The sequence below is a fragment of the Roseibium album genome (assembly GCF_965233825.1).
GTDB classification, from domain to species: domain Bacteria; phylum Pseudomonadota; class Alphaproteobacteria; order Rhizobiales; family Stappiaceae; genus Roseibium; species Roseibium album.
In genome coordinates this window covers 4,000,333-4,016,959 of the sequence record NZ_OZ247583.1, presented here as the reverse complement: position 1 = coordinate 4,016,959, position 16,627 = coordinate 4,000,333, and the positions used below count along the sequence as shown (strand labels likewise).

Genomic DNA, 16,627 nt, shown 5'->3' with positions numbered 1-16,627 from the left:
GTGGAAGGCAACGGCCACCGAAAAATCGTACCCCAAGGAGATCGAAATGAGTTTTTTCCCCGTTGAACAGGCACTGGCTCGCCTGAACCGAAGCGAACTGGCGGTGCCCGGCAGTCAGCCGCAGATGTTTGAAAAGGCTTCCCGGTCCAATGCCGATGTCATCTTCCTCGATCTTGAGGACGCAGTCGCGCCTGACGAGAAGGAACAGGCGCGCAAAAACATCATTCAGGCCCTGAACGATATCGACTGGGGCGACAAGACAATGTCGATCCGCATCAACGGACTGGATACCCATTACATGTACCGAGACGTCGTGGATATCGTTGAACAGGCCGGAGAACGGCTGGATCTCATCATGATCCCCAAGGTCGGCACGGCCGCGGACGTCTACGCCATCGACATGCTGGTAACGCAGATCGAGGATGCAAGGGGATACAAGAGGCGGATCGGCTTCGAACACATCATCGAAACGGCACTCGGCATGCAAAACGTGCATGAAATCGCTGCAGCCTCCAGACGCAATGAAAGTCTCCATTTCGGGGTCGCAGACTACGCCGCCAGCACGCGTGCGCGCACCACGATCATCGGTGGTGTCAACCCGGACTATGCGGTGCTGACGGACCCTGCACATGACGGCGGCAGGGATGTGCATTGGGGCGATATGTGGCACTACGCGATCGCGCGCATGGTCGTGGCAGCGCGCGCCAATGGATTGCGTCCCATCGATGGTCCCTTTGGCGACTTTACGGACAAAGACGGCTACCGGGCAGCAGCCGGACGCGCGGCTGTACTTGGCTGCGAAGGCAAATGGGCTATCCATCCCAGCCAAATCGAACTGGCCAATGAAGTCATGAGCCCCTCAGACTCTGAAGTGACCAAAGCCAAGCGCATTCTGGAGGCCATGGCCGAAGCAGAAGCTGCAGGCAAGGGAGCTGTTTCGCTTGATGGTCGATTGATTGACTACGCTTCCATCCGGCAGGCCGAGGTTCTGGTGGACAAGAGCCGTCAGATTTCAGCAAGCTAATCCCAAGCGTGGCCGGTTTCGGCGCGAACGACATCAGAAGGTCAGCTGCATGTCGAACTGCTGCAAAAGGTCTTCAGCCCCTGCCCGGTCCAAAAACGCATTGACGCCCGTTGCACTCACATCGACATTCACAAATGTCAGGTGGTCGGTATCCACCGACTGCCCAAGTCCCTCGAGCAGCACGCTGCCGATGCCGTTGCGGCGAAAGTTGCGGTGAACGGCGATCTGGGCAACCGAACCATCGGGGTTGGCTGCGCCCCAGCCGAGAAGCCTTCCGTTTTCCAATACACCGATTAGGTTCATCCTGCCACGCAGGGCCGTGAGCGAGGCACGACTGTTTTGAGGTGTCGGCAGCGTATCGAAATAGTCGCTCTCATCATCCGGGAGCTCCTCGACAGTGAGAGCATCAATACTCAGGTCATTCCGGCGGGACACAGGCAGACTGTGTTTCGGCAACCTGCATACCCGGACCGTTCTCTGATGCTTGTATCCAAACAATTCATAGGCTCTGAGGGCCCTTTCATTGGTCGAGATGACTTCCAACTGCATTCCATTCGCGCCATCGGATTTCTGCTTTTCGACAACAGCCTTGAACAGGTTCTTCAATATACCCTTGCGCCTGTGCCGGGGATCCGTTCCAACCGAAACAGCATAGCCTCGGGAACCGTACGAGGCGGATGGTGCTGTGGAATACCAGAACCCGGCAATGTCCGGGCCACTCATGGATACGAATGAATGCTCTGCGGAAAATCCGCGCTGCTTCTGGAAATAGAGAAACTTGTCGACCGTCAGCGAAAGCGGAACGCAATAGTCCGAAAAGGCTGAATTCATCGCCGCGCACAATTGTCCTGCATCAAGTTCACGGCAATCGATGATGTGATATGACATGGTTGCTTGTTGCCTGGCTCCGCTTGGTTTGTTGCCTGGGACGCAATGTTCAGAAGATGAATCAGTCTGAATTGCAAGGGCGGGACGGTTATCGTAGTTGCTGAAATATCTATGCACAACTCACGGCGCTGAAGATGGCAGTGATCGGTTGAAATTCGTCTCCGAGCCGCTGGCTTAAGGTCCGCGCATTTCTTTCGTTATCAGTCGACCCTTATGGATCTTACATCCTCTTTCGACGCACCGATCCTGATCCTGTCGCCGACCGAAACGTCGGTCGACCGCAGTTGAGCTGATGCTTCATGCAAACGATTGTCGGCCGGGGAACGGAACCTGACCTTTATCTGGCTGGTCTTTGCCAGCACATACCCATGTTCCTGCAATCCTTCTCCGAGCGATGTCTTCAAACTGCTGCAGGGCAACACGATCCGTTCGGTTTCGAATAGACCTGTCCTCGGTCTGCCGAGGTGAGTTTTCTTTGCCTCACACACAATTTCGGCAAAGGTTACAAGGGCGGTTGTATCCTCGAAATCCGACCGGCCGAAGAAAAAAGCTGCAGCAGTAGTCACTATCATTACTGGTAGAACGACCAACTCAAGAACAAGGCGCGCGTTCATCCACCAGGCAATTTTTCTCTTGTGATCGTACAAGCAGCGCCCTTTCCGCATCCTGAAACGCATATCATGTCTGCTTCCGGAAACTTCAACATCAAGACGCTTCAGTTGTTTTCCAGGGATGAAAATTCGCTCTTGACCTCCCCTCACCCCAGTGCGATAACCGCGTCCGAACCGTACCGTACGGTTCCGACCTTTGATCAAGTTATCCTCCAGCCCGTCAGGCACCAGAACATGCCCGCTGCCGCCTATGACATCGCCACTTCCCGCCCGGACGCCGCGCCTGAGTTTTCGCCGCGCCAGCAGGTGGTGCTGCAGCATGCACTGACACTACTGGTCGAAGGCGGTGAGAAGGCTTTGACAACCGCCGGTCTCGCCCGTACCGCGAGTTGTTCCAAAGAGAGCCTCTACAAGTGGTTCGGCGACCGCGACGGCCTGCTCGCGGCAGTTGTCGCCTATCAGGCAAGTCAGGTTCAGTTTCCCTCGGAAGCCGGAGCGACCGCGGATCCGGCAACATTCCGCGCCCATGTGACTGCATTTATCGAGGCGCTTCTGGGCGTTCTCTTCTCAGAAACCTCGCTGGCGCTTAATCGTCTTTCCATCGGCCAGTCCAACACAAACTCCAACCGGCTCGGGCATTTGCTGCTGGTGCGCGGCAAACACATGATTTCGTCCCGTGCCCGCACGATGCTGGAAACCGGCCGCCGCCACGGATTGCTCAAGTTCGACGATGCCGAAGACGCCTACCAGGTGCTTTACGGTCTTGCCATACGCGACGTTCATGTTCGCCTGCTGCTGGGGGAAAGCGCCAGTGCTGCGGAACAGGATCTCAAATCACAGGCCGAAACGGCGGTGGACCGCTTTTACCGGCTGTTCGGAGCCTGAGGCTTCAACGGCACTTTTACCAGAAACACTGAACACAACGAAGACCGGCGACAAAGACCGGCTTTAGCTCAAGAACGGAATGCAGACGGGAGAAAGGAACCCATGCGCGTTTATTACGATCGTGACGCAGATATCAATCTGATCAAGTCCAAAAAAGTCGCCATCATAGGTTACGGCTCACAGGGCCGTGCTCATGCCATGAACCTGAAGGACAGCGGTGTGCCGGGTGTTGCCGTCGCGCTGCGCGAAGGTTCTACCACCGCCCTGAAGGCTGAAGCCGACGGCTTCAAGGTGATGACAGTTGCCGAAGCTGCCGCCTGGGCCGACCTGATGATGATGGCAACGCCCGATGAACTTCAGGCCGACATCTACAGGGATCACATTGCCGGAAATATCCGTGATGGCGCGGCAATCGCGTTTGCACACGGGCTCAATGTCCATTTCGGCCTGATTGAGCCGAAGGCTTCCGTCGACGTCCTCATGGTTGCGCCGAAGGGCCCGGGCCACACCGTACGCGGCGAGTACGAAAAAGGTGGCGGCGTGCCCTGCCTGGTCGCTGTCCACCAGGACGCGTCCGGCAACGCCCTTGACCTTGGCCTTTCCTACGCCAGCGGTGTCGGTGGCGGCCGTTCCGGCATCATCGAAACCACGTTCCAGGAAGAGTGCGAAACCGACCTTTTCGGTGAACAGGCCGTTCTCTGCGGCGGTCTCGTCGAGCTGATCCGCGCCGGTTTCGAAACGCTGGTGGAAGCCGGCTATGCTCCGGAAATGGCGTATTTCGAGTGCCTGCACGAAGTGAAGCTGATCGTGGATCTGATCTACGAAGGCGGCATCGCCAACATGAACTACTCCATCTCCAACACGGCCGAATGGGGTGAATATGTCACCGGTCCGCGCATTGTCACAGATGAGACAAAAGCGGAAATGAGGCGGGTCCTGAAAGACATCCAGACTGGCAAGTTCACGTCCGAGTGGATGCAGGAATACCGCGCGGGCGCTGCCAAGTTCAAGGCAACCCGCCGCCTGAACGACGGTCACCAGATCGAGGAAGTCGGCGAAAAGTTGCGCGGCATGATGCCGTGGATCAAGTCCAACGCCCTGGTCGACAAGACCAAGAACTAGGCCGTACCTGGTTCACTGATATGGAAAGGCCGGGCAGCGACGCCCGGCTTTTTCTTTGGTTGGAGACCCACAGGTTTTTTGGGCTTTCTCAAGCCGCTTCAGCGCCTGCTTCGCAGGGTAATTTCCACGGTCTCCCGCAATTCTGTAAAGCTCTCGTGCGCGATCAAGATCCTGAGCCACAATCACCCCTTCTTCCAGAAATTGGGCAAAATAATAGGCACCATAAGCGTCCTCTTCTTCCGCAGCTGCCTCAATCATCGCAAGACCCTTTGAGGCATCCTTCGGCGTGCCGAGACCTTGTAGCTGCATCCAGCCGAGATTCGCGGATCCACCCCGGATTTCCAACTCTTCGGCCCGTTTGAACAAACGGATTGCTTCCTCATAGTCACGTTCGACACCTTTGCCGTCGCGATACAGGATGCCGAGATTCGTCAACCCGCCGAAAGACTTCGCGTCGATAGATTTCCCGTAGTATTGAGCGGCTTTCGAATAGTCCTGTTCGACACCGAGGCCAAATTCATGCATTTCGGCAAGGCTGTAGTAAGAACCTTGGTTTCCAGAATCGATTGACTTTCGAAAATGGTTCAAGGCTTTCTGATAGTCAGGCTTAACAACTGCACCCGAAAGATAAAGCTCTCCGAGCACTGCATGACCAAAGTAAGGCTCTTTTTCCGCATATTCCTTATACATGGCCAGACCTCTTTCGACATCTTTTGCCAAAACTGCTCCATTCACATACGCATTGGCCAGAGCAAAAATTGATGACAAATCACCTCGTTTCGCATGATCTTGCAGTTTGGTAACGGCATCCGAAACCTTGTCGGCGCTGAATTCCTCCGGGTTCTGAAAATACAGCAAAGCGAGGTTAAATTCCGTCGAGGTGTTGCCGAGTTCAATCGCTTTTTTGTACCAGCGCTCGGCAGCTCGCAAATTCTTATCCGTTCCGAGGCCAACTTCCCCAAGGATCGCTGTTTGATGCATCCCGCCCAAATGTCCGGCGTCAGCGGCCCGTCGGTAGTACTCAAATGCGGTTTTGTACGTGTGACCTTTGACCAAGGCGCGGAAATGCAAATCGCCAATCTCGTAAAGTGCATCAACATTGCCAAGATCCGCAGCGCGCTTGAACCAGTTAAGCGCCTCCTCCGGATCATAAACCTTTTTGTTTTCATATCGGTTGTAGTGATCACCAAGCCACTTTGCGGCCGAGGCACTTCCCATGCCAGCAGACACTTCCAGCACCCGGGGATCAGACACGGCCAAAAAACCAAGAATGGCCGCGGCGAATGCACTTGGAAGAAAATAGGCCAAAAAACGCTTCAAAAGCCAGGCACCCCTGTTCTCGCATCCGTTTCAGCGAATGGCTGTTTTTTCAGTTTCCTGAAGGCGTTCCAATGCTGCTTCTGCCAGGAAATTGCCCTGATCCGCCGCAATCTCATAATATTTTTTTGCGGTCGCCATATCGGCCTCGACGAACTTCCCCTCTTCCAGCAGGAGGGCCATGTAGTAGGTGCCGTCGTGGTCATTCTGGGAAACGGACTCTTCCAGAAGGGCCATTCCTTCCGAGCGGTTCGGCTCAACGCCCCAGCCATGAAGCATCATCCATCCTGCATTGGCCTTGCCTGCGCTGGAGCCCCTGCTCAGCGCTTGCCGGAACAGTCTGTTCGCTTCTCCGTAATCCTGTGATACCCCTTTGCCGTCTCGGTACAGCAACCCGAATGCAACGAGCGCACCCGTGTCTCCAGCTTCAATTGATGCCCTGTAAAGTGTGACGGCCTGTTCGTAGTCCTGACCGACATGGAGGCCATGTTCAAACATCCAGCCAAGATTGTTCAGTGAAATGCCGCTTCCAAGATCAGCAGCGACAGAATAGTGTTTGAATGCTCTTTCGTAGTCGACTTCTCCTCCCTTACCCAGGAAGTAGTAGTTCCCGAGCGCAGTATGCGCTGGTTTGGGCATCACCGGCAACGCTTGCCTGAAATAGGTTTCGCCGCGTCTCGGGTCCGCCGGCACTATGTTGCCGTCCGCGAAAACGCGCCCGAGCGTTATTTGCGCGTAAGCGTCACCCCTGTCAGCGTATTCAATAAGAACCGGAATTGCCTCGCCAGCTTTCGTGCGGCCGAAGCTCTTTTCCTGTTCGATATAGAGCATTGCGAGATTCAGACTCGCCCATTCACTTCCTGCTTCCAGGGATCGCAGAAACCAGTCTTCGGCAGCAAATATGTCCCGCTCCACCCCAATGCCGTTTTTTAGGTGCCAGCCGAGGGAGCCCGCAGCATCGGCGTGACCTGCGTTTGCGGCACGCAAAAGATAGTCGTAGGCCAGTTCGTTCGAGTGTCCCTCGATCAGCCCGTTCTGGTGAAGCAGGCCAATTGAATTCAAAGCATCAATGTTTCCAAAACGAGCGGACTTTTGAAACCATGCCAGAGCAGTTTCCGGCGCATAATCATCACCGATTGCTTCATTGCTGAAATGAAAGCCAAGTTCCAGTGCGGCGCTGGCATTCCCGGCCGCGGCAAGGTCCTTGAGCATCTCAATTCCGGTGGACACATCAACATCAGGATCTAGCCCTCGCAAAAGCCCCGAACCCAACAGGTAACGTGCATCTTCCATTGTTGCCGCCGCCAACCGAAGCCACATCAAAGCCTTTTTGTCATTTGCCTCGGCCACTGTGCGGCCCTGCAGCTTGCCAATGGCGAAGGCTTCACCAAGCGCAAGTTGCGCAAGCTTTTCACCTCTGTTGGCCGCAACATTCAGGTGCTGCATTACTTCATCAATGATTTCCGGGGAGTTCGGCTGTGTTCGCAGCAAGAGGTCGGCAATTACAAGATGGACGACGGGCATGGCGCCAGAAGAAATTTCGATACTCCTGCGCAGATGCGCATCCGCCTTGGCGACGTCCTGGGGAAAGATGATGCCGTTGGCATAGGCCAGTCCCAGAAAGAGCTCGCGTTCCGCCTCTCGGCGCGATTTTCCAGGTCCCTTCTCATCATTCCTGATCAACTGAGAGAGCGGGCCGATGGCAGACAATGGGGACGCCTCGGCGATGGCCTTGAGTTCGTCCAGTCCGTAGAAAAAATCAGCTCCTTCAACCTCCCCCAGGATCTGCATGCGCGCCCATTTGACAGACGCATCCAGATTGCCGTCATCGGCGGCAACCCGGTACAGAGACGAAGCCTTCTCCAGATTCTCGCGCGAGGGATCGTCATGAAGCACATCCGCCGCTTCAAAGGCTGCATCCGCATCACCGAGTTCCCCTGCTCGGATCGTCCAGCGAAGCGCCTTCTTGCGGTTCGGTGTCATCCAGCCATTGTCGCCAAAGGCGGTCATGAGACGCTGCGCTGCAAAGAGTTCATCGCCCTCGGCGGCGAGTTCATAGTGACGGACTGCTTCATGTTTTTCGGTCAGGCCGCCAAGGCCTTCTTCTTCCATGTAGGCAAGATATTTGGCTGCCAGATAGTAGCCCGCGTCCGCAGCTCGTTCGAAGTAAGCGCGTGCCTGCTTGTCATCTTCGTCGGCCCATTCCCCGTGAAAATGGGCTATGCCCAGAAATGTCGCGGCGTTCTCGACACCGGCTTCATCCGCCTCGCGGAAATAGTCCATCGCCTTGTCAAAATCGTGCCCGGGCCATTCCGATCTTGTATAGAGATAACCCAGTTCGAAGAGCGCATCCGAGTTTCCGTCCTCGAGCGCCTGGCCATAGAGCTGGAGTGCCTTCTCGAAATCCCTTTCAACCTGATCGCCGTCAGCGTAAAAATCCCCCAGTGCGATAAATGCATCCGAGTTACCCAGATCTGCGCTTTTTCGGTAGAGCTCAAGCGCCTCGCCCGGATCCTTCGCAACGCCGCTTCCTGTGTCGTACATTTCGGCGAGCACGAGGATCGCAGCCGTGTAATCGTCTGCGGCGGCCTGCTCCAGAAGCCGCCTCCCACGATGAACGTCCCTGTCAGCAGCGCTGGTACCATAAACGAGGGCGAAGCCGAGTTCGGTCAACGCGAAGGGCTGACCAACCGCTGCCGCCTCTTCAAAAAGATCCCTGGATTTGGTCAAATCCTGCTCGACGCCGAGGCCTTCCTGGTAGAGCCAGGCCAGATACGCCTTGGCCCGTGAGTATCCTTCGGCGTCAATGGCGCTTTGGTAGTGGGCCGCAGCTTTCGCGTAGTCCTGCTCCAGGCCCCCGCCCTGCTCATAGGCGAGACCGAGCGAAATGTGTGCATAGGGGGAACCGAGGTCGATTGCACGCTTGAAAAAGGACACCGCCCGCTTTCGATCCTGATCGCCCCCAAGCCCCCAGTAATAGATATAGCCGAGCTTTTGCATTCCCCGGCTGGATTGTTCATCGGCTGCCTTCCGGTAAAACTCCGCGGCCCTCTTGTAGTCCTGCGTGCCAAAGGCGCCGGTTTCATGCATCAGACCGAGATTGACCCAGCCATTCGGGTTCCCGTCTTCACCCGCCTTCCTGTAGAGCCGTGCTGCTTCCTTCAGGTCGACTTCAGTTCCGCGCCCGTTCTCGTATAGCCATCCGAGCGCTGCCGTTGCTTCCGGGACACCGCCCCTGCTCGCCCACTGGATCCAGAAAAATGCCTGCCCGTCATGCTGGCGTATGCCCATCCCGTCGAAATACAGGTATCCAAGTCGCAGACCGCTCCAGCTATCGCCGTAATCGGCTCCCTGCTGATAGTAGGAGACAGCTTTTTCGTGGTCCTGAGGTCCGGCGATCCCGGTTTCGTAGTAGTATCCCAGTTGTGACTTTGCCCAGGGATACCCCAACGCTTCCGAGCGCTGAAAATATGAAAATGCCTTTTTGTAGTCCGGTTCCCACAGCTCGTCATTTTCATAGGCCAGACCAAGCCGGTAAAGGTCTTCGGGGTCTTCGGAGGCTTCCCGTGACAGGAGTTTCTCGAGCTCCTGCGCATCCGGCAAGGTATCCAGGTGATCGGGACCACTCTGTTGCGGTCCGAGTGAAGAATTGCTGCCGCCGCCCAATCTCCAGGACTGTTCCTGGTCCGCATCCCCCGACTTGCCCGCTGCAAGGGTGCCCATCGGCATGAGTGCCAGACCAACAAACAAACAAACTGCAAATTTCATTGCTCTACCAAAACACCCTAGAAAAAACTTCCAACCGACGTCGGCACGTTCGCGCCGAACCCGCACGGATCAACATTAGCCGTGGTGAAGTACGATGCGAGTTCATGTTTCAGTCCGTTTAAAACAAATTGCTGTGGGACCGGCAACAGTCGTTGAACCCGAAAACGGGATCCACCCTGAAGTGAATTCAAAAAATGCGACGAAAGCTAAAGGAAGCGCTGTAAAAACGTGTGCCTGGACCCGCCGGAAAATTTGAATCGAGAATAAATTCAATCAAATTAGATAAAATAGCCCAGATTATTCACTGACTTTTAGAAAATCTTAAAGTGGTCATGCGCCAATGCGGATCGTATTCTTGCTGCGGAGTATTTATTGTAACTTCCGTACAAATACAATTTGATGAAAATCTATTAACCCGCACTAACACCATCTAAAAACCTTACCAAGTAGGCTCCTTCATGCGGTTGTTACCGGTGAATAGTATGTGGAGTGCGTCTATATGGATCTTCTGACGCTTTTTTCGGCGAATCTGCTTTTGCTGCTGATTTTCGCCATTTCGTTTCAGGCGATGTCGCTACGCGTTACACAAAGCACGCATTGGCGCAGCTGGGCTGCTGCCAACGCCTTGCTGGTTGCAGCCCTGGTCTGTTTTGCCTTTGAGCGTGTTCTCCCGGATCTGGCGGCCTACCTCCTACCCAATACATTGCTTTTGCTGGGATTCGGCTTTCACCTTTACGCCGCGCGCGTGCTTGCTCGCTTGCCGAACAAAGTGAGCGACGTTTTTGCGCCGGCATTCGCGAACCTTCTTGTCGGCATGCTTGCCTATCTGTTGTCCGACCCGACCCTGGCCTATGTCGGCGGAAACGTCATTTTCACGATCCTGTGCGTCGCGACGATCGCCGCCTATACTTCCAAGAACTTCCACGGCCTGATCTCGGTAATCGGTCTGGTCCTGGCGTTCTTCTTTCTCGCTGCGGTCGGAGGGCTGCGCGTCTATCACGGGCTCACAGGCGATGGCGCCACCGGTCCCGGCATGATCAACGACATGATGCAGGATCTTCACCTGATGAGCGCCATGTTGTTCGTCAGTCTGACGGGCGCATTCTCAACAGCTCTCTCCTTTGAGCAGGTAGCCCAGCGTCACAAGGAAGCCGCACGGCGCGATCCGCTGACCGGTGCATATAATCGCCGAGAATTTCAGGTGCGCCTTGAAGATCTGCTTCACGCGCCCGAAAAGAAAACATTCGGCCTGTTGAATTTCGATCTGGATCACTTCAAGCAGGTCAATGACGAGTACGGGCATCTGGCAGGCGATCAGGCGCTGGTTAAGGTCGTTGCGGCCGTAAAGTCACAGCTCCGGCAAGACGATTGTTTTGCTCGGCTCGGCGGCGAGGAATTCGCGGTCCTGTTGCCGAACATTTCCCGGGAAAATGCGGCAAAGGTGGCAGACCGCCTGCGTCGGCGTATCTCTGACATCAGGTTCGAATTCGCACCGGAAGAATTCCGGATCACCGCCTCTGCCGGAATTTATCACGGCGACGGCAATCAACTGCTGATGGAAGACCTGATGCAGGTCGTCGACGAAAGCCTTTATTCGTCAAAGAACAACGGACGCAATTGCGTGACATTCGCACGCGCGCTGCAGGCGACCCATTAAGCGAAAACCGGCTGGCAAATTCAGGAATAGGCTTCAATCAGCCTTGTGACTTCCTTGTCCCGTGCCGATTCGCTCTTTCCACCCATCACGACAACAATCAACTGCTTGCCGCCGCGCCTGGCTGTGGCCACAAGATTGTAGCCCGACATGCGGATGTAGCCGGTTTTCAATCCATCAACGCCTGCAACCTTTCCAAGGAGATTGTTCGTTGCCTTGAAGGTCCGGCCGTTGTAAGCGAATGATTTTGCCCGATAGTAACCTGCATATTGGGGAAAGCGCCGTTTCAGGGCCAGGCCGAGTTTCGCCATGTCCCGGGCGCTCGTCACCTGTTTCGGGTCCGGTAGCCCCGTTGCGTTGACGAAGCGCGTCCTGGTCAGTCCGAGCGCCCTTGCTTGCTGTGTCATCTGACGTGCAAAGGCTGCTTCACTTCCCGCAAGATTTTCGGCAATTGCCATACCGACGTCATTTGCGGACCTGACTGCCAGCGCGCGCGCCGCCTGCTGCACCGTAATCGTTGATCCTGCTTTCAGCCCAATTTTGGCCGGCGGTTGCGCTGCCGCGTTCTCCGACACGGTCAAAGGAGACGACAGCGTGTAACGACCTTCCGCCACGGCTTCGAACAGGAGATACAGCGTCATCATTTTGGTCAGGGACGCGGGAAAGCGGGCGGCATCCGCGTCTACCGCATAAAGTTCCTCGCCGGTTCCCGCATTCAGGACAAGCGCCGAAAAACCCTTCTCCTCTGCGGTGGCAGGAGCATATGCACTAACGGGAACCGAAGTGGTCTCAACGGATGTAACTGCCGCCGAAGACACTGCCGGTGGTGAAGACGGCTGGTTCTGTGCGGTCTGACAGGCAGCCAGAAAAAGCGCCAGCAGGAGTATCGAAATCTTCGTGGGAAATTTGCTTGATCGCATTTACTTGCTCACACCTGTCCGGCTTCGTCTTGTTAGTTTTTCTCTCGAACGTGCATCACTTGACCGAGATGTTTACGCCCGAGCATAGCTTTCCAGAAACTGAATACGCTTCATTGGCACTCAGGCTTTCAATTTGTATCCGGTCTTGAAGATCCAGTGCACGATGGCGAGTGAAACACACAGAAACAACATGGTTGCGCAAAGAGATAGCCAGAGACTGACATCAGCCTGACCGTAAAAACTCCAGCGAAAACCCGATATCAGATAGACGACGGGATTGACCAGCGTCAGCTTCTGCCAGAATTCGGGCAGCATGTTGATGGAATAAAAGCTGCCGCCTAGGAAGGCAAGCGGCGTCACGATCAGCATCGGCACGAATTGCAGCTTTTCGAAATTGTCCGCCCAGATGCCGATGATGAAACCCAGCAACGCGAATGTCACCGCTGTCAGAACGAAAAAGGTCACCATCCAGAACGGGTGCTGGATCTCGATATCAACGAAGAAGTTCGCCGTAACGAGAATGATCAGCCCCACGAGCATGGATTTGGAAACGGCTGCCCCGACATACGCTATCGTAATCTCCAGGTAGGAGATCGGCGCGGAAAGCACTTCGAAAATTGTGCCAGTAAAGCGTGGAAAATAAATGCCGAAGGACGCATTCGACAGGCTTTGCGTCATGAGCGAAAGCATGATCAGACCCGGCACAATAAACGCTCCGTATCCGACGCCGTCAACTTCGGAAATCCTAGACCCGATCGCTGCGCCAAACACGACGAAATAGAGCACGGTTGAAAGCACCGGTGATATCACGCTCTGCATGACCGTGCGTTTTGTCCGTGCCATTTCTGCGAGGTAAATGGATTTGACCGCTCCGAAATTCATTCAGACACCTGTTTCCGCTGTCATTTTCGACGCCCCGGACGCTTTGTTTTCAAGAACCATTTCCATTCTGGGCAGCGTCCTGCCGGCAATGGAACCGGAGGCAACCCTGCCGATCGTTCGAAACCCCATCCGGGCGTAAAACGTTTCCGCAGCAGGATCCGAGTCAACACCTACAAGGACCAGTTCCAGGGCCGTTGCCCTGGCAAGCAGATGATCGAACAGGGTTCTGCCAATGCCTTTGCCGTGCCAATCCGGATCAACGAAACAGGTTTCAAGTTCACCGTTTCCGTCTTCCGAGGCGGACAGGCGGATACATCCGACAAGCGATCCTTGAGCGGTTTCAGCAAGCCAGAAATCATCCTTTTCTATCCATGCGGGCTGAATACGCAGTTCGTCAGCACACTGCCGCATGAAGTCATCGTCGTAGCCGTTGGACTGCTTGGACTTCATGCAAAGATCCGTGAGCGCCTGGCTGTCACTCAGGTTCGCTTTTCTAATGAAAAAATCCGCACCCATTCAACTCATCCTCTCTTCACCAGATCGACAAAAATGTCTTCAAGAGACGACTGGTCGGTCTGCAGGTCCTGAAAACGAACGCCAGCTTCGGCCAGATCCGTCAAAAGAGCGGTGATTCCCGTTCTCTCAGCATGGGTATCGTAAGTGTAGATCAGGTGGGTTCCATTGTCCTCGAGTGTCAGATTGTAGTGTGACAGGCTGTCCGGCACAGACGTGAGTGGTTCTGCCAGGTTCAGCTTCAGCAGCTTGCGGCCGAGTTTGCGCATGAGCTCGGCCTTTTCCTCGACAAGGATAATTTCCCCCTTGTCAATGACACCGACCCTGTCAGCCATCTCCTCGGCTTCCTCGATATAGTGGGTCGTCAGGATGATCGTGACGCCACGCTCTTTCAGCTCTCCAACGATGCGCCACATATCGTGGCGCAATTCCACATCGACACCGGCCGTGGGCTCATCGAGGAACAGAATCTTGGGTTCGTGGGCCAGCGCCTTGGCAACAAGCAACCGGCGTTTCATGCCGCCTGACAGTGCCATTATCATGTTCTTGCGCTTGTCCCACAGCGTGAGGTCCCTGAGAACTCCCTCCAGGAACTTTCGATCAGGCGGCAATCCGAAAAGCCCCCTGCTCAATGCGACCGTATCACCAACAATTTCAAACGGTGCTGTCGGCATTTCCTGTGGAACCAGACCGATCAGGCTGCGCGCTGCGCGAAAATCCTTCTGGGCGTCAAATTTTCCGACCTGAATGCTCCCGGACGTCGGCCGGACCAAACCGCAAATCGTGCTGATTAGTGTCGTCTTGCCAGCACCGTTGGGACCAAGCAGTGCAAACACTTCTCCTTCCTTGATGTCCAGAGACACGGATTTGAGCGCCTGGAAACCGCCGTCATAGGTTTTTTCCAGATTGCGGACGGAGAGTATCGGAGGCATCAAGTTCCAACCGGTTCAGATAAATCAATTTGACCAGACGGCCAAAGTCGCATGTGGACGATACCGCTGCAAGATGCAAGTCAAAGGGTTTGCTGACAGCACGATGTCACCATCGACGCGACAACTTTTGTTCCATCACGCTGCAAGCGTCAACTCACCGTTCGTGGCAGGACATTTCTGGTCAGCCGGTTGGAACAAGCGACTAATACAGGGTTTTCCTGTATTCCTCTTCGAGATTCTGCTCCAGGGTGTCCAGCTCCGCATCGTCCGCCGGTGCGCTGTTCGACTGATCCAGAATAATGTTCATGAGCGATGGCATTTCGCTGCGATCCTGAAACCGGTCCGGGTCCCACATGTGCGACCGGCGAAACGCCTTGGCGCAATGCATGAAAACGCTGTCAACTTTGATCAGTATAGCAATTTTGGGACAACGCCCGTTTACGCTCATGGTCTCCAGCAGTTCCGGGTCGACCACAAGCCTCGCCTTTCCGTTGATACGCAAGGTGTCGTCGAAACCGGGAATCACGAACAGCAACCCAACACTCGGATTGGAAATTATGTTGACGAGACTGTCGAGACGATTGTTTCCGGGGCGATCGGGAACAACCAGGGTTTTCTCGTCGATGACCCTGACAAAACCTGCGGGGTCGCCGCGTGGACTAACGTCTGCCTTGCCATCTGCGTGTTGCGTGCCCAGGCAAAGGAAGGGCGAACGCGCGATAAAGTCCCGCGCATGCCTGTCGAGTGTCGTCTGACACTTTTTGACCGCCAACTCGTGGATCGGCTGAAAGAGTTTTCGCAGCGATGTCTCATCTTCGACGACAAACTCCGGATTGAGATTGTATTCCTGCATATGCCCACTTCCCTCGCATCCAATTGATCCATCAGGTTCTGCCAGGACACCGAATGTCAAGAGTGCCCGTGTTTGCTGGTTCCCGCCCCTTCGAAGTTCAGAAAACTTGAGCAAGCCGTTCGATCGGCAAAACACTTCGGAGACCATGCTACTGCGCTTGAGGTACGTACGTAAGCCGAAGTTCAACTGTCAATTAGCAAGACCCGAAACAAGTCTCCCCATTGTTTCCCCGGACTGAACACTGCGTTCGGACGTCACGGGGTGGGTTTTACGGCGATCAACGCTATTTTGGCTGGAACACATTGGAAAAAAGGCCTGCAGCAATGTCGATACGCCCTGTGACCCATATCGGTTCCACGCAGCCAACACTGGAAGGTGCAGGTGTGAAACTTGAACGAGTGTTCGGTTTTCAGGAACCGGAGATGCTCGATCCGTTTCTGTTGCTCGATGATTTTCGCAACGATCGTCCGGAGGATTATCTTGCAGGATTTCCCTGGCACCCGCACAGGGGCATCGAGACGATTACCTATGTTCTTGCCGGGACGGTTGAACACGGGGACAGCCTCGGCAACAAGGGAGACCTGGGTGCAGGTGACGTGCAGTGGATGACAGCGGGCCGGGGCATCATGCACCAGGAAATGCCGAAAGGCGACGCAAACGGACTGATGCACGGCTTTCAGCTCTGGGCAAACCTGCCCTCCTCGCTGAAAATGACGGAACCGCGCTACCAGGATGTCGCCTCGAACGAGATCCCGGTTGTTATCGACGATGACGGATCGTCCGCACGCATCATTTGCGGTGAATTCTGGGGGAAGCGCGGACCTGTAGATGGCATTGCGGCAGAACCGCAATATCTCGACATCCATGTTCCGGCCGGAAAGAAAAAGCGCTTCAAGGTCGATACCTACAAACAGACTTTTGCCTATATTTTCGAAGGGTCCGGCACATTTGAAGGGTCGTCAGATGCATTTGGCATCCTGACAGAAAAGGAATTCGGCGGTGAAGAACTGAAGATCCGCGACCAGACCGGTGACCGCACGCTCGTCATCTTCGGTACGGGTGATGAAATCGTCGTTCAGGCGGGCGATGAGGGCATCCGCTTTCTTCTCGTTTCGGGCGCTCCGATAAAGGAGCCTGTCGCATGGCACGGCCCGATCGTCATGAACACGCGAGATGAACTGCTGCAGGCCGTCACGGAGCTACAGAACGGATCGTTTATCAGGTAGCGGGCACGCAACTGTTTCCGTTGCCTTGTAAC

At 55.2% G+C, this 16,627-nt stretch carries 14 protein-coding genes; 5 read left to right on the top strand and 9 right to left on the bottom strand.

Annotated features, from left to right (window positions below; all coding sequences use genetic code 11):
• Nucleotides 1-46 precede the first annotated feature (46 nt).
• A complete protein-coding gene (locus tag ACO6TI_RS18325) occupies nt 47-1,024 on the top strand; it encodes an HpcH/HpaI aldolase/citrate lyase family protein (protein ID WP_422383038.1) in 978 nt (325 codons plus the stop codon).
• 33 nt (nt 1,025-1,057) lie between these two features.
• Here ACO6TI_RS18325 and ACO6TI_RS18320 read toward each other — a convergent pair whose 3' ends face one another.
• Together ACO6TI_RS18320 and ACO6TI_RS18315 are read right to left on the bottom strand one after the other, a co-directional pair.
• Entirely contained in the window at nt 1,058-1,912 is an 855-nt protein-coding gene (locus ACO6TI_RS18320; RefSeq protein ID WP_422383037.1) for a GNAT family N-acetyltransferase, read from the bottom strand.
• Nucleotides 1,913-2,112: 200 nt separating this feature from the next.
• On the bottom strand, nt 2,113-2,478 hold the full coding sequence (locus tag ACO6TI_RS18315) for a hypothetical protein (RefSeq protein ID WP_422383036.1): 366 nt from the start codon (nt 2,476-2,478) through the stop codon (nt 2,113-2,115).
• Between the two features lie 279 nt (nt 2,479-2,757).
• Here ACO6TI_RS18315 and ACO6TI_RS18310 point away from each other — a divergent pair, with 279 nt between their 5' ends.
• Both ACO6TI_RS18310 and ilvC read left to right on the top strand, forming a co-directional pair.
• On the top strand, nt 2,758-3,408 hold the full coding sequence (locus tag ACO6TI_RS18310; RefSeq protein WP_029066362.1) for a TetR/AcrR family transcriptional regulator: 651 nt from the start codon (nt 2,758-2,760) through the stop codon (nt 3,406-3,408).
• A gap of 102 nt (nt 3,409-3,510) precedes the next feature.
• On the top strand, nt 3,511-4,530 hold the full coding sequence (gene ilvC / locus ACO6TI_RS18305) for a ketol-acid reductoisomerase (RefSeq protein ID WP_348317764.1): 1,020 nt from the start codon (nt 3,511-3,513) through the stop codon (nt 4,528-4,530).
• A 12-nt stretch (nt 4,531-4,542) separates the two neighbouring features.
• Here the strand turns inward: ilvC and ACO6TI_RS18300 are convergent, their stop codons facing one another.
• The gene (locus tag ACO6TI_RS18300) at nt 4,543-5,838 is read right to left on the bottom strand and encodes a tetratricopeptide repeat protein (protein ID WP_055117204.1); all 1,296 of its coding nucleotides are present in this window, start codon (nt 5,836-5,838) and stop codon (nt 4,543-4,545) included.
• Nucleotides 5,839-5,880: 42 nt separating this feature from the next.
• Nucleotides 5,881-9,615, bottom strand: coding sequence for a tetratricopeptide repeat protein (locus ACO6TI_RS18295; protein ID WP_422383035.1), 3,735 nt, complete (start codon nt 9,613-9,615; stop codon nt 5,881-5,883).
• A gap of 499 nt (nt 9,616-10,114) precedes the next feature.
• Here ACO6TI_RS18295 and ACO6TI_RS18290 point away from each other — a divergent pair, with 499 nt between their 5' ends.
• Nucleotides 10,115-11,272 carry a GGDEF domain-containing protein gene (locus ACO6TI_RS18290; RefSeq protein WP_422383034.1) on the top strand — a complete coding sequence of 386 codons (1,158 nt, stop codon included), beginning with the start codon at nt 10,115-10,117 and terminating at the stop codon, nt 11,270-11,272.
• A 20-nt stretch (nt 11,273-11,292) separates the two neighbouring features.
• Here the strand turns inward: ACO6TI_RS18290 and ACO6TI_RS18285 are convergent, their stop codons facing one another.
• The 5 genes from ACO6TI_RS18285 to ACO6TI_RS18265 all read right to left on the bottom strand — a co-directional run bounded on the left by ACO6TI_RS18285 (nt 11,293) and on the right by ACO6TI_RS18265 (nt 15,369).
• Entirely contained in the window at nt 11,293-12,189 is an 897-nt protein-coding gene (locus ACO6TI_RS18285; protein WP_422383033.1) for a D-alanyl-D-alanine carboxypeptidase family protein, read from the bottom strand.
• Between the two features lie 120 nt (nt 12,190-12,309).
• Nucleotides 12,310-13,071, bottom strand: coding sequence for an ABC transporter permease (locus ACO6TI_RS18280; protein WP_055117212.1), 762 nt, complete (start codon nt 13,069-13,071; stop codon nt 12,310-12,312).
• A complete protein-coding gene (locus ACO6TI_RS18275; protein WP_348317770.1) occupies nt 13,072-13,587 on the bottom strand; it encodes a GNAT family N-acetyltransferase in 516 nt (171 codons plus the stop codon).
• 5 nt (nt 13,588-13,592) lie between these two features.
• Nucleotides 13,593-14,516, bottom strand: coding sequence for an ABC transporter ATP-binding protein (locus tag ACO6TI_RS18270; RefSeq protein WP_108872642.1), 924 nt, complete (start codon nt 14,514-14,516; stop codon nt 13,593-13,595).
• A gap of 202 nt (nt 14,517-14,718) precedes the next feature.
• Entirely contained in the window at nt 14,719-15,369 is a 651-nt protein-coding gene (locus ACO6TI_RS18265; protein ID WP_196895420.1) for an MSMEG_1061 family FMN-dependent PPOX-type flavoprotein, read from the bottom strand.
• A gap of 323 nt (nt 15,370-15,692) precedes the next feature.
• On the opposite strand from ACO6TI_RS18265, the gene ACO6TI_RS18260 reads away from it, so the two are divergent.
• Nucleotides 15,693-16,595 carry a pirin family protein gene (locus ACO6TI_RS18260; protein ID WP_055117218.1) on the top strand — a complete coding sequence of 301 codons (903 nt, stop codon included), beginning with the start codon at nt 15,693-15,695 and terminating at the stop codon, nt 16,593-16,595.
• Nucleotides 16,596-16,627: the final 32 nt, after the last annotated feature.

What these genes read in the sequence shown, in the direction of transcription:
- ACO6TI_RS18260 (WP_055117218.1), top strand. Translation starts at nt 15,693, where the DNA reads ATGTCGATACGCCCTGTGACCCATATCGGTTCCACGCAGCCAACACTG.
- ACO6TI_RS18310 (WP_029066362.1), top strand. Translation starts at nt 2,758, where the DNA reads ATGCCCGCTGCCGCCTATGACATCGCCACTTCCCGCCCGGACGCCGCG.
- ACO6TI_RS18320 (WP_422383037.1), bottom strand. Translation starts at nt 1,912, where the DNA reads ATGTCATATCACATCATCGATTGCCGTGAACTTGATGCAGGACAATTG.
- ACO6TI_RS18270 (WP_108872642.1), bottom strand. Translation starts at nt 14,516, where the DNA reads ATGCCTCCGATACTCTCCGTCCGCAATCTGGAAAAAACCTATGACGGC.
- ACO6TI_RS18295 (WP_422383035.1), bottom strand. Translation starts at nt 9,615, where the DNA reads ATGAAATTTGCAGTTTGTTTGTTTGTTGGTCTGGCACTCATGCCGATG.
- ACO6TI_RS18265 (WP_196895420.1), bottom strand. Translation starts at nt 15,369, where the DNA reads ATGCAGGAATACAATCTCAATCCGGAGTTTGTCGTCGAAGATGAGACA.
- ACO6TI_RS18275 (WP_348317770.1), bottom strand. Translation starts at nt 13,587, where the DNA reads ATGGGTGCGGATTTTTTCATTAGAAAAGCGAACCTGAGTGACAGCCAG.
- ACO6TI_RS18325 (WP_422383038.1), top strand. Translation starts at nt 47, where the DNA reads ATGAGTTTTTTCCCCGTTGAACAGGCACTGGCTCGCCTGAACCGAAGC.
- ACO6TI_RS18285 (WP_422383033.1), bottom strand. Translation starts at nt 12,189, where the DNA reads ATGCGATCAAGCAAATTTCCCACGAAGATTTCGATACTCCTGCTGGCG.
- ACO6TI_RS18290 (WP_422383034.1), top strand. Translation starts at nt 10,115, where the DNA reads ATGGATCTTCTGACGCTTTTTTCGGCGAATCTGCTTTTGCTGCTGATT.
- ilvC (WP_348317764.1), top strand. Translation starts at nt 3,511, where the DNA reads ATGCGCGTTTATTACGATCGTGACGCAGATATCAATCTGATCAAGTCC.
- ACO6TI_RS18280 (WP_055117212.1), bottom strand. Translation starts at nt 13,071, where the DNA reads ATGAATTTCGGAGCGGTCAAATCCATTTACCTCGCAGAAATGGCACGG.